General features: G+C 60.4%; 9 protein-coding genes. 3 read left to right on the plus strand and 6 right to left on the minus strand.

The features are described 5' to 3' along the window. Positions 1–372 precede the first annotated feature (372 nt). Positions 373–2,325: an acetoacetate--CoA ligase gene (locus PZN02_RS02575; RefSeq protein WP_280660073.1), complete on the minus strand. Its 1,953-nt coding sequence runs from the start codon at positions 2,323–2,325 to the stop codon at positions 373–375. Positions 2,326–2,499: 174 nt separating this feature from the next. Here PZN02_RS02575 and PZN02_RS02580 point away from each other — a divergent pair, with 174 nt between their 5' ends. Continuing rightward, complete coding sequence (locus PZN02_RS02580) at positions 2,500–4,323, plus strand: AsmA family protein (protein ID WP_280660074.1); 1,824 nt, start codon at positions 2,500–2,502, stop codon at positions 4,321–4,323. Between the two features lie 59 nt (positions 4,324–4,382). Here PZN02_RS02580 and PZN02_RS02585 read toward each other — a convergent pair whose 3' ends face one another. The 4 genes from PZN02_RS02585 to PZN02_RS02600 all read right to left on the minus strand — a co-directional run bounded on the left by PZN02_RS02585 (position 4,383) and on the right by PZN02_RS02600 (position 8,631). Further along, positions 4,383–5,204: an ABC transporter permease subunit gene (locus tag PZN02_RS02585; RefSeq protein ID WP_280660075.1), complete on the minus strand. Its 822-nt coding sequence runs from the start codon at positions 5,202–5,204 to the stop codon at positions 4,383–4,385. A gap of 3 nt (positions 5,205–5,207) precedes the next feature. Beyond that, positions 5,208–6,119, minus strand: a complete 912-nt coding sequence (locus PZN02_RS02590) for an ABC transporter permease subunit (protein WP_280660076.1) — start codon at positions 6,117–6,119, stop codon at positions 5,208–5,210. A gap of 4 nt (positions 6,120–6,123) precedes the next feature. Further along, the gene (locus PZN02_RS02595; RefSeq protein ID WP_425336265.1) at positions 6,124–7,269 is read right to left on the minus strand and encodes an ABC transporter ATP-binding protein; all 1,146 of its coding nucleotides are present in this window, start codon (positions 7,267–7,269) and stop codon (positions 6,124–6,126) included. A 267-nt stretch (positions 7,270–7,536) separates the two neighbouring features. After that, the gene (locus tag PZN02_RS02600) at positions 7,537–8,631 is read right to left on the minus strand and encodes a polyamine ABC transporter substrate-binding protein (protein WP_280660077.1); all 1,095 of its coding nucleotides are present in this window, start codon (positions 8,629–8,631) and stop codon (positions 7,537–7,539) included. 339 nt (positions 8,632–8,970) lie between these two features. On the opposite strand from PZN02_RS02600, the gene PZN02_RS02605 reads away from it, so the two are divergent. Further along, positions 8,971–9,924, plus strand: a complete 954-nt coding sequence (locus PZN02_RS02605; RefSeq protein WP_280660078.1) for a fatty acid desaturase family protein — start codon at positions 8,971–8,973, stop codon at positions 9,922–9,924. A gap of 7 nt (positions 9,925–9,931) precedes the next feature. Here the strand turns inward: PZN02_RS02605 and PZN02_RS02610 are convergent, their stop codons facing one another. After that, on the minus strand, positions 9,932–11,341 hold the full coding sequence (locus PZN02_RS02610; protein ID WP_280660079.1) for a helix-turn-helix domain-containing protein: 1,410 nt from the start codon (positions 11,339–11,341) through the stop codon (positions 9,932–9,934). A gap of 230 nt (positions 11,342–11,571) precedes the next feature. Here PZN02_RS02610 and aceA point away from each other — a divergent pair, with 230 nt between their 5' ends. Further along, entirely contained in the window at positions 11,572–12,861 is a 1,290-nt protein-coding gene (gene aceA, locus PZN02_RS02615) for an isocitrate lyase (RefSeq protein ID WP_280660080.1), read from the plus strand. Positions 12,862–12,946: the final 85 nt, after the last annotated feature.

Genomic DNA, 12,946 nt, shown 5'->3' on the forward strand with positions numbered 1-12,946 from the left:
TTGTTCTAACGGTCACAGGCGGCCCCACAAACACAGCAAAGGCAAACACAGAAAAAAAGAGGCAGCCGAAAGCCGCCTCTGAAGTCAATGCTAACCAACAAATGCTCGAGAAAAGGTGACATCATGTCTGCAGCAACATCACTGCTGCGGCACCGGCCCTTGACTGGTCGGCCTCAAGTTGGTTCGACCATGCACCCCCAAATGTAAACAAGATCTTACTTTTTGATCCAACAATCTTAAGCAATCGTGCGCAACTCAGACGATTTGGTTAATTCACGGAGCGAGAACTGGTTAACGCGAGCACGTGATCTATGGGTTGGAACGGGCGGGAAAGTAGCGGGATAGCGGAGGAGCCGCCATCCCGCCCAAAGGTCAGCTTTTCAATGCATCGAGACCGGCAAACAGATCGAGCGCCTCCGGGTTCGCAAGCGCTTCCTTGTTCTTCACCGGCCGGCCATGCACGACGTCGCGGACCGCAAGCTCGACGATCTTGCCCGATTTGGTCCGCGGAATATCGGCAACGGCAATGATCTTCGCCGGCACGTGACGCGGCGAGGCGCCGGTGCGGATGCGGTTCTTGATGGCCTTCGTCAGTTCGTCGGTCAACTCGACACCCGGCGCCAGCCGCACGAAGAGGATTACGCGGACGTCGTCCTCCCAGTCCTGACCGATGCACAGCGCCTCGGCGACCTCTTCCATCTGTTCGACCTGATTGTAGATCTCCGCCGTGCCGATCCGCACGCCGCCCGGATTGAGCGTCGCATCGGAACGGCCATGAATGATGATGCCGCCATGAGGCGTCCACTCGGCAAAATCACCATGGCACCAAACATTGTCGAAGCGCTCGAAATAGGCTGCGCGGTACTTGGTGCCCTCGGGGTCGTTCCAGAACATGATCGGCATCGACGGAAACGCCTTGGTGCAAACGAGTTCCCCTTTCTCGCCGCGCACGGATTGGCCCTCGTCGCTCCAGACGTCCATGGCAAGTCCGAGACCGGGGCCCTGGATTTCGCCTCGCCAGACCGGCTTAAGGGGATTGCCGAGAACGAAGCAGGACACGATGTCGGTGCCGCCGGAGATGGAGGCGAGTTGGATGTCCGACTTGATGCCCTCGTAGACGAACGAAAAACCTTCCGGAGAAAGCGGCGAACCGGTCGACGTCAAAAGACGAAGCGCGGACAGGTCATGCGTGCTGATCGGCGTGAAGCCACCTTTGCGCACGGCGTCGATATATTTTGCCGACGTGCCGAAAATCGCGAACCGTTCCTCCGCCGCATAGTCGAAGAGGACATTACCGTCCGGATAGAAGGGCGAACCGTCGAAGAGGCAGAGCGTGGCTCCCGCCGCCAGACCCGATGCCAGCCAGTTCCACATCATCCAGCCGCAGGTGGTAAAGTAGAAGAGCCTCTCGCCTTCCTTCAGGCCGCAGTGGAAACGGTGTTCCTTCAGGTGCTGCAGCAAGGTCCCGCCTGCGGAATGCACGATGCATTTCGGCACGCCAGTCGTGCCGGAGGAAAACAGAATGTAGAGCGGATGGCCGAATGGCAGCCGCTCAAACGTCAGCGGTTTCACGTCGAACGGAGCGATGAAATCGGCCAGCGTAACGCCGCCTTCGATCGCCGCTGCCAGCGAAGCGCTGTCACCCGCATAAGGAACAATAACGGTCGGCACGCCCAAGGCAGATGCGGCGGCGCGCACCTTGTCGGCGACGTCCTGCCGCTTGCCGTTGTACCAATAGCCGTCGCAGGCGATAAACAGTTTCGGGCCGATCTGGCCGAAGCGGTCGAGAACGCCCTGCTCGCCGAAATCGGGCGAGCAGGATGACCAGATGGCGCCGATCGAAGCGGTCGCCAGCATCAGTGCGATCGTCTCGGGCATGTTCGGCATCATCGCGGCGACGCGGTCACCCTTGCCGATACCCTTGGCCTTCATTGCCTGCTGCAGACGCGACACCAGGGCGCGTAAATCGTCCCAGGAAAGACGATAGCCGGCCTTGTCCTCGCCCCGAAAGACCAGCGCGTCGCCATCGCCGCTCTTGCGCAGCAGGTTCTCAGCGAAATTCAGCGTTGCATAAGGAAAGAAGCGGGCATCAAGCATCCGCTCGCCATTGATGAGCGCCCGCTCCCCGCGGTCGCCGACGACCCCGCAATACTCCCAGACCGCGGTCCAGAAGTCGCCCCGTTCGGCTACAGACCAGTCATGGAACGCGTCGTAGTCGGCAAAATTCCGGTCGAAACGTTGCCCGCACCACGCCATGAATTGTGCCATCGGGCTTCGCGCGAGAATCTCGGCACTAGGAACCCACAAAGGTCGATCTGCTTGCATGCTCTCCTCCACTCCTCTGCGTGTTTCTATACCATGCTGCAATGCAAAATAAACAGCATGCGGCCAGGTTCAGCATCGCGATGACGACATTTCCATGCCAGTCGCATTTGCTTTATCCAAGCCGAAGGCCTATCCAGACGGCTCGACCCGAGAGGCAACGGCAATCCGACCGAAATGACGAGACAACTCCTGCAAATATTGAGCAGTTCCGGCCTCTGGTCACGGATCGGCCGCCGCCAACTCGCCTGGTCCGCCGCGATCGGCGTCGGCCTCGCCGTCGCCTATAATGCCGCGCTGCCGCTGGTCATTTCGACGACCGATGCCCGCGCAACGATGGAACGGATGCTCGATGCCTGGTCAGGCGGCAAAAGCAGGATTGGCGGCGAACCTGAAGTGCGGTTCTGGCCGGAGCCTGAACTGATTCTGCCCGCGGCAACGATCGAGTCGAACGAGACAAACCCGCGCCCGCTTGCGCAGATCGGCCGCATTACCGCATCCTTCAGCTTGCTTGCAGCCCTTCGCGGCGAGCCGGCGCTCGATGATATCCGCTTCGTCGACCCCGTCGTCACCATCGAACGTGCCGCCGACGGAACAGTCAACTGGAAACGGCCGCACTGGCTGAGCCTCGCCGAGACGACGACCGAGGAGGATACACCCTTCGGCGACATAACGATCGAAAACGGCCGGGTTCGTATCCTCGACCGGACGGCCGACCGTGGCCTGGACATCGACATTCCGGCCATTTCCGGAACCGTCAAATGGCCGTCCTTTGCCGAGCGCATCAGCGCTCAGCTTTCGACGACCATTGGCGGCGAGGCGATTGACTGGGCGTTGATCTGCGACCAACCGCTGGCTCTCTTTGCCGGCGGCAACGCGTCGCTCAGGACGTCGCTGACCTCTACCCCGCTGACCTTCTCCTTCGAAGGCATCGGTAATCTTTCAATGTATCCCTTTGCCTCCGGCCATCTGCAGGCATCCGCTCCTTCGCTGTCAGCGCTTCTTGCCTGGTATCGAGGCGGCTCGTCGGGAGTGCTTCCTGCGGGCGCTTTCAGCATCGATGCCATGGTGGCGACCGGCGAAAAGACGCTCAAGCTCGATGAACTGCAACTTGCTGTGGGTGGGGCCACTGCAACTGGCGTCCTGGACGTCGCGTTTCCCGTCGGCGACACGCCGCGTATCGAAGGAACGCTCGCCTTCGATAGCATCGATCTCAACGGCCTCAACCTCCCGACTGTGACGCCCGCGGCCGCCAGCGATCCTGAATGGCGGATGGCGGAAAACCTGACCGGCGGCTGGCGCGCAGATGTGCGCCTTTCTTCGCAGGAAGTGTTCGTGGGCCCGTTGCATCTCACTGACGTAGCGGCCGGTGTCATGATCAACGGCAACCGGGCATCGCTCGATATCGGCGACAGTACCTACGCAGACGGCATTCTCAGCGGCCGACTGATGCTCTCGGACAAGGGGCTGGAACATGGCGGGCGGCTGCAGATGAGCCTGAAAGATGCCGACTTTGCCGCCGTACTCAACAGTTTCGGCTTGAAAGGCCCGACGCCGAGCGGCAGGGGCACGCTCAATTTCGATCTCGCGACGGACCGTGCCGTTTGGACGACCAGCGCCGCCGATCTTTCGGGCAGCGTCACGTTTTCGCTGGCCAATGGCAGCCTTGCCGGATTCGATGCGAACGCCTTCATCGACCTCATCCGAAGAGGAGAATTCTTCTCTCTCTCGCAGGCGAGTGCCGGGGCGTTCGACTTCCAGGCGGCCGAGATCGACGCCAGCTTCGGGGGCGGCGTGGCGCGGCTCAACCGAGCGAATTTTGCCGGGCCGTCGGGCAGCATGTCGGTTACCGGCGTCATTCCTTATCGCACCGGCAGCCTCGCGCTTGCCGGAATGCTCGAAAACACGGAGACGGCCAACCAACCGCTGCGTTTCTTCGTCGGCGGGTCCTGGCCGAATGCGGTCATCTCGCCCCTCTCCGTCCTCGTCGAGCCGCAGTAGCGTCAAGACCACCACCCCGATCTTTGTGCGTCTGAAGGGACGCACAGCGCTGCAGCGGGTCAGCCTATCGCGGCAAATGCGGCGCGCTCGTCCCTCTCGCGCTGCAGCTCTCGGCGCTTCGTCACGATCGACGCAACGAGCACGCCGAGCGCGACGACGCCGATCAGGATCGTGCAGATCGCGTTGATTTCCGGCGTCACGCCGAGGCGCACCTGGCTGTAGATCTTCATCGGCAAGGTGGTGGCGCCAGGCCCCGTCGTGAAGCTCGAAATCACCAGATCGTCGAGCGACAGGGTGAAGGCAAGCACCCAGCCGGAAAAGACCGCCGGCGAAATCACTGGCAGCGTGATCGCGAAGAACGTTCTGACCGGCGTCGCGCCGAGATCGAGCGCCGCCTCCTCGATCGACTGGTCGAAGCTCAAGAGACGCGACTGAACCACCACGGCGACGAAGCACATGGTGAAGGTGATGTGGGCGAGCGTGATCGTCCAGAACCCGCGATCGAGTCCAACGGCGACGAAGAGCAGCAACAGCGAGAGGCCGGTGATCACCTCCGGCATCACGAGCGGCGCGTAGACCATGCCGGAGAACAGCACCCGGCCGCGAAAGCGCGTGTACCGCACGAGCGCGAGCGCCGCCAGCGTTCCAAGCACCGTCGCGCAGGTCGCCGACAGAAGCGCGACGCGGATGGTGACCCAGGCTGCATCAAGCAGGCTCTGATTGTGCCAGAGCTGCGCGTACCATCGCGTCGAAAAGCCGGCCCAGACGGTCACGAGTTTCGACTCGTTGAACGAGAAAATCACCAAAAGCACGATCGGCAGGTAAAGGAAACCGAAGCCGAGGACGACGGAGACGATGTTGAAGCGAGACCATTTTGCCATCGCCTACCTCCCCTCGCTGTCCGCTTTCGCCTGCACATTCTGGAAATAGACGATCGGGAGCACCAGGATGAGCAGGAGGATCGTGGCGACCGCCGAGGAAACGGGCCAGTCGCGGTTGGAATTGAATTCGTTCCAGAGCGTCTTGCCAATCATGAGGGTTTCCGATCCGCCGAGCAGGTCCGGGATGACGAACTCCCCAACCGCCGGAATGAAGACCAGCAGGCAGCCGGCCACGACGCCCGCAAGCGATAGCGGGAACGTCACCCGCCAGAAGGCGGTGATCGGCGTGCAACCGAGGTCCTGAGCCGCCTCCGTCAGCGTGTGATCCATCTTCTCGAGTGCCGAATAGATCGGCAGCACCATGAAGGGGAGATAGGAATAGACGATGCCGATGTAGATCGCCCAGTTGGTGTTGAGGATGATGAGCGGCTGATCGATGACGCCGATGGTAATCAGGAACTGATTGAGCAGACCTTCCGGTTTGAGGATCGCGATCCAGGCGTAGACACGGATCAGGAAGCTCGTCCAGAAAGGCAGGATCACCAGCATCAACAGTGTCGGGCGGATCGAACGCGGCGCCTGCGCCATTCCGTAGGCGATCGGATAGCCGATCAAGAACGTCAGGAAAGTGGAAATGGCCGCGATGACGACGCTCGAAACATAGGCGTTGAAATAGAGCACGTCCTCGGTCAGCCAGACATAGTTGTCGACGGAAAACTCACGCATTCCCTCAAGGATGCCCGAAACGCCGTCGGCCAGATCGAAGACCGGCGTATAGGGAGGCATGGCAACGGCCGTCTGCGAAAGCGAGATCCGGAAGACGATGAAAAAGGGAATGAGAAAGAAGAAGAGCAGCCAGGCATAGGGAATGATGATGACCAGGCGGCTGACGAAGGCTGAAGCAATTCTTGCCATGACATCAATCCTTCAACACCACGCCAGCGTCTTCGCCGAACGAGACCCACACCTGCTGGTCATAGCCAAGCGGATCCTCGACGGCGCGCACGGCATTCAGCGACGATGCCTTGACGACCTTGCCGTCCTTCAGGCGAATGTGGAAGACGGTCATGTCGCCCAGGTAGCCGATGTCCCAGATCTCGCCTTCGGCAGCGTTGAGCGGCGCATGTTGAGGCGCCTGCCGGGTGACCCGGATCTTTTCCGGCCGAATGGCAACGGCAGCCCTTGCTCCCGTCGACAGCTTCTCCGACGAGGCCATCCGGATCGGAACGCCACCCGCCGTCTCGACGCGGACGCGGCCATCTTCCGCGGCGGCGACCGTGCCGTCGAAAATGTTGACGTCGCCGATGAAGTCCGCGACGAAGCGCGAATTCGGCGCCTCGTAGATTTCCGCCGGCGTCGCCACCTGAACGACCTTGCCGTAGCTCATGACGGCGATGCGGTCGGCCATGGTCATGGCCTCTTCCTGGTCATGGGTGACAACGACGAAGGTCAGGCCCAATTGCTGCTGCAGGTCCATCAGCTCGAACTGGGTTTCCTCGCGCAGCTTCTTGTCGAGTGCGCCAAGTGGCTCGTCGAGCAACAGCACCTTGGGGCGCTTGGCAAGCGAGCGGGCGAGCGCCACGCGCTGACGCTGGCCGCCTGAAAGCTGGTGCGGCTTGCGCTTGGCGAATTTCTCGAGCTTGACGAGCTTCAGCATCTGCGCGACGCGCTCGGCAATGTCCTGCTTCGGCATGCCGTCCTGCTTCAGCCCGAAGGCAATGTTGCTTTCAACGGTCATATGCGGAAACAGCGCATAGGACTGGAACATCATGTTGACCGGTCGCCGATACGGCGGAATGCCCGCGAGATTCTGGCCGTCGAGAATGATCTCGCCCGACGTCGGCTGCTCGAAGCCGGCAAGCATGCGCAGCAAGGTCGATTTTCCGCAGCCAGAGGCGCCCAGAAGTGCGAAGAACTCGCGGGTGTAGATGTTCAACGAAAGGTCGTCGACGGCCGTGAAGTCTCCGAACTTCTTGGTTACGTTCTTGAAGGAAATGAATGGTTTGGAGGCCGGATCCGCCCATGGGGCGAAGGACCGCCGGATACTGCCGAGAGACTTCATCATCTATCCCCGAATGACACAGCCGATGGGCGCGCCGTCCTGATCCTACAGCGCCGCGCGTCTTAATCAGACGCGCAAAGGACGCTGTAGCACTTTGAATTGCTGCATGTTTTATCCTTAAATCGACTACGTTTTAAGGAAACATGCAGTCGCGCCCACTGCAATCTTACGCCGAGCAGGAGACGGGCGAGAAACCGCGACACGTCTTTCCTCGTCGCCCGCTCCAAAAAAATTGCCCGGATCTTGGGGCCGGGCAATTCGTTTCCGCTCTTACTGGCCGGTGACGACCTTGGTCCAGAGCCGGGTCAACACCCTCTGCTCCTTGGGCTCGAACGGCGTGATGGTGAACAGCTTCTGCATCACCTCGTCTGACGGATAGATAGCCGTGTCTTCCAAGACTTCCTTGTCGAGGAACTGCTGAGAAGCCTTGTTGCCATTGGCGTAGAAGACATAGTTCGAGGCCTTGGCGATCACTTCCGGTTTCATCATGTAGTTGATGAACTCATGCGCTTCGGCAACATGCGGCGCATCGGCAGGAATCGCCAGCATGTCGAACCACATCTGCGCGCCTTGCGCCGGGATCGAATAATCGACCGTCACACCGGCTTTCGCCTCCGCAGCACGGTCCCGCGCCTGGAAGATATCGCCGGAGAAGCCGACGGCGAGGCAGATGTCGCCGTTTGCGAGCGCATTGATGTATTCGGACGAGTGGAACTTACGCACATAGGGGCGGATGCTCGTTAGCAACTCGGCCGCCTTTTCAAGATCGGCAGGCTCGTGGCTGTCGGGATTGACACCCAGATAGGCGAGTGCGGAAGGAATGATGTCGGTCGGCGAGTCGAGGAGATGAATGCCGCAATCCTTGAATTTCGCGGCTATTTCAGGCTTGAAGATGACGTCCCAGTTTGGCTTCTCGTCCGTGCCGAGGATTTCCTTCATCTTGTCGACATTGTAGCCGATGCCGGTCGTGCCCCACATGTAGTCGACGGCATATTCGTTGCCAGGATCGTACTTCGCCGTACGCTCCATGATGACGTCCCACATGTTCGGCAGGTTCGGGAGCTTCGACTTGTCGAGCTTCTGGAAGACGCCGGCCGCGATCTGGCGCTGCAGGAAATACGCCGTCGGCACGACGACGTCATAGCCGGAGCCGCCGGCAAGCAGTTTCGTCTCCAGGATTTCGTTGGAATCGAAGACGTCGTAGACCACCTTGATGCCGGTCTCCTTGGTGAAGTCCTCGAGAATGCTGCTGTCGATATAATCCGACCAGTTATAAACGTTGACGACCCGCTCCTGCGCGGAAGCAAGCATGGTCGATCCCACGAGCGTCGCGGCAGCCAGAGTTGCGATTATGATTTTGGACATCAGTTCCCTCATTATTATCGGTTCTCGGCAAGAGCCGCTGAACCCCTGCAGTCCAGCGCAATCTTGGTCGGTCCGGAGCCGAGGTTAGGCATCTTTCTCGCCAACCTCAAGCGCTTTCGCTCGGGTTTCAGGCACGATCCCGTGCCTAATGCATTTTGGCAAGCGCAAGCAAAAACGGGCACTTATGACGCGGTGCGCGGAGCTCCTGTATCAATTGGAAACAGCCACCGTGTTAACCATCCCGCAAACATGCCGGCTCACGAGCCGCGTTTACGATTGATTAACCTTAGTGGAAGTGCGAGTTTGCCGGCGGTTGTGTATCAGCGTCCGGACCACGTTATGAGCGAGCGAAACCGCAGGATCGACCCGAGGGAACTGAAGCGCCTCTCGGTTCTGCAGCCGAGAAAATCACTAACGGCAATCGCCACGGACTGGGCTATCATCGCGGCGGCGATCACCGTCAGCGAATATTCCGGCAATATGCTCGTCTACGTGATCGCCATCGCCGTGATCGCCGGGCGAATGCACGCCTTCGGCTGCATGGTGCACGAGGCTGCCCATTATCGCATTATTCGCGATCGCAAGCTAAGCGACTGGATGAGCGACATTCTGCTGGCCTGGCCGGTGCTGGCGACGGTCGACGGTTATCGCCAGAACCATCTTGCTCACCACCAGCACGCCAATACCGATGACGACCCGGACTGGATCGCCAAGCGCGACCTGGCACAGTTTACCTTCCCGCAGAAACTGGCACGCGGTATTGCGCAACTGCTCGGCTATCTCGTCGCGGTGAATTCGATCCGCGATCTTATTCACATGGCCAAGAGGATCTCGAAGACGGATCGCTCGACACCATCCTACAAGGCGCTGCGGCTTGGCTTCTACCTTTCGGCAGCGGTCGTTTTCACGTTCTTCGGCATCTGGCGCGAATTCGTGCTCTACTGGCTCGTGCCCTTCTTCACCTTCTTCTGCCTGTTTCTTTACGTGCGCAGCGTCGCCGAACATTTCGGCAGCATGGATTACAGCGATGAACTGACGAGCTCACGCACCGTTTATCCGCATGCCTGGGAGAAGCTTTTCTTCGCGCCCCACAACATCAACTACCACCTCGAGCACCATCTCTATCCCGGTGTGCCCTACTACAACCTGCCGGAACTGCACGCGATCCTGATGCGAAACAAGGCCTATGCGGAGAAGGCCCACATTACTCGCGGCTATACCACCGGGCTCGCCGCGGAATGCTTCGCGCCCGGGGCGCCGCTGTTGCCCAATCAGCACCCGGCCAGTTACTGAAATCCGATTATTGAAAATCGAAAACGCTGAGACCAGTCGCCATCTCGTCGAGGCCGAGCGGGCGTGTGACGGGCGGTTCAGCGCGCGCCAGGCAGCCTTGCCGCTCGCAGAGGCGGCAGGCTGCACCGACTGGTATTGGCGGCATCCTCGAAGCACCGTAGACGACTTCTTCCGCAAAACCAGCGTCACAGCCGATGAGCAGCGCCGTGCGTCTCACCCTCTCCTGAAAGCCTGCTTGCGGTCCGTCGAGTGTCCGCGAAACGACAAGATACTCGCTGCCCTCGGGCATTTCGACGCGGTCAACGAGAACCTGGCCCGGCACGGCGAAGGCGGCATGGATGTTGAGCTTGGGACAGGCGCCGCCGAAGCGCGCACCAGGAAAGCCAAGCGCGCCTGCACGACGCAGCCGGTGGCCGGCATTATCGATCTCCATAAGGAAAAACGGGATGCCTGCGGCGCCGGGACGCTGCAACATCGTCAGTCGATTGGCAGCCTGTTCGAAGGACACTTGAAAGCGGGATCGCAAGAGATCGATGTCGTATTTCGCGCGCTGCGCAGCGGCTAGAAACGCTTGATAGGGCATCATCAAGGCATGGGCTGCATACCGCGCGAGTTCGAAACGACCGATGCGCCGCGCCTCGGCGGTCGAGAATCGGAATTGCTCGAGCTCGGCGTCGATCGCCTCGTGGCAGGCGATCGACGCCACTTCCATGGCGATTTCCCGCGTCTGGTCGAAGGGTGACAGACGTTCGGAAATAAAGAGCCGCATCGAGTGCCGGTCGAAACGGCGGCGCAGGTTCGGCATGGCGTGCACCGGCAGCGTTCTGACAACGAGGCCATGTTCCTTCTTGAGCCAGGCCTTCAGTCCTCCGGCGAGATCGTCGCCGGGCGAAAGCGCGGCGTGGAACGCCTCCATTGCCTCCTCGATCGGCCCGAAATGATTGGGCCGCGCCTCGAACGCCTCGCGCACCTCATCGATCGGCAGCCGCGTGCCCGAAAGCGCCGCCATATGCCCCTGTCCCGCCAGGAGATCGGCGAGATCCTTGAGGCGTGACGCCTGCTCACGATAGGCGCGATAAAGCTTGACGATGCCGCCGGAGGCATTGGGCGCGGCTTCGGTGATTTCGATTAGTTCCTGGTCGCCGGGAAGTTCGCCGGCCAGGAGCGGATCGGCGAAGACCTCGCGCAACTGCGCCAGACCGCCACCGTTTTCACCCTGCAGTTCGTCGAGGTCCACCTTGTAGACCGAGGAGAGCTTGAGGAGAAGCTGCACCGTCAACGGCCGCTGATTGCGCTCGATGAGGTTCAGGTAGGAGGGGGAGATACCGAGCGCTTCCGCCATCGCCGTCTGCGTCAACTGAAGACCATTGCGGATACGTCTGACACGCGGCCCGGCGAAGATCTTGTTTTCGGCCATTTGTAACTCCCTTTACAAAATCTGGCGCGGCGACCGCTTTGACACATTTTACAAATTTACCGACTTCTATTGTCAAACACAAGACAAGATAACCCTTTTGGATCGGCCATTTCTACGATTCCCATGGCGTTCCCGTGCACTGCAATGTAAAAAATGTCACATGATCTTACGACCAAAGATTGACGTAAGACCGAAGTCGAAGAGCTATCGATTTTTACAAGGAGGCAAGAATGACTGATTTTTACAACCTCGTTCCCAGCGCGCCGCAGGGACGTTTCGACGGTATCCAGCGACCCTATACCGCCGAAGATGTGAAGCGGCTGCGGGGATCGGTGGAAATCCGTTATTCTCTTGCCGAGATGGGTGCCAACCGTCTCTGGAAGCTCATCCATGACGAGGATTTCGTCAATGCGCTCGGCGCGCTCTCGGGCAACCAGGCGATGCAGATGGTCCGCGCCGGCTTGAAGGCGATCTATCTCTCCGGCTGGCAGGTCGCGGCAGACGCCAACACGGCTTCGGCCATGTATCCGGACCAGTCGCTCTATCCGGCCAATGCGGCACCGGAACTGGCGAAACGCATCAACCGCACGCTGCAGCGCGCCGATCAGATCGAAACCTCGGAAGGCAAGGGGCTTTCGGTCGAGACCTGGTTTGCGCCGATCGTTGCCGACGCGGAAGCGGGCTTCGGCGGGCCGTTGAACGCCTTCGAGATCATGAAGGCCTTCATCGAGGCGGGCGCCGCCGGTGTCCATTATGAGGATCAACTCGCGTCGGAAAAGAAATGCGGCCATCTCGGCGGCAAGGTCCTGATCCCGACCGCCGCGCATATCCGCAACTTGAACGCCGCGCGGCTTGCCGCCGACGTCATGGGAACGCCGACGCTCGTCATCGCCCGCACCGATGCGGAAGCCGCGAAGCTGCTCACCTCCGACATCGACGAGCGTGATCGGCCCTTTGTCGATTACGATGCCGGCCGCACGGTGGAGGGCTTCTACCAGGTGAGGAACGGCATCGAGCCCTGCATCGCCCGCGCGATCGCCTATGCGCCGCATTGCGACCTCATCTGGTGCGAAACCTCCAAGCCGGATCTGGAGCAGGCGCGCAAATTTGCCGAAGGCGTGCACAAGGCGCACCCGGGCAAGCTGCTCGCCTATAATTGCTCACCGTCGTTCAACTGGAAAAAGAACCTCGACGACGCGACGATCGCCAAGTTCCAGCGCGAGCTGGGCGCGATGGGCTACAAGTTCCAGTTCATCACGCTCGCCGGCTTCCATCAGCTGAACTACGGCATGTTCGAGCTGGCGCGCGGCTACAAGGATCGGCAGATGGCTGCCTATTCGGAACTGCAGGAAGCGGAATTCGCGGCTGAGGCCAACGGCTACACCGCGACCAAGCACCAGCGCGAGGTCGGCACCGGCTATTTCGATGCGGTGTCGCTGGCAATCACCGGCGGCCAGTCGTCGACCACCGCCATGAAGGAATCGACCGAGCACGACCAGTTCCGCCCTGCGGCAGAATGAAAGGCGTAGAATGAAAGACTGGAGCGCGCGGCATCCCTGCCCGTCGCGCGCTCCGGAAACCACGGAACCTCGAACCGAAAGCGGG

Source organism: Sinorhizobium garamanticum, from assembly GCF_029892065.1.
Classification (GTDB): domain Bacteria; phylum Pseudomonadota; class Alphaproteobacteria; order Rhizobiales; family Rhizobiaceae; genus Sinorhizobium; species Sinorhizobium garamanticum.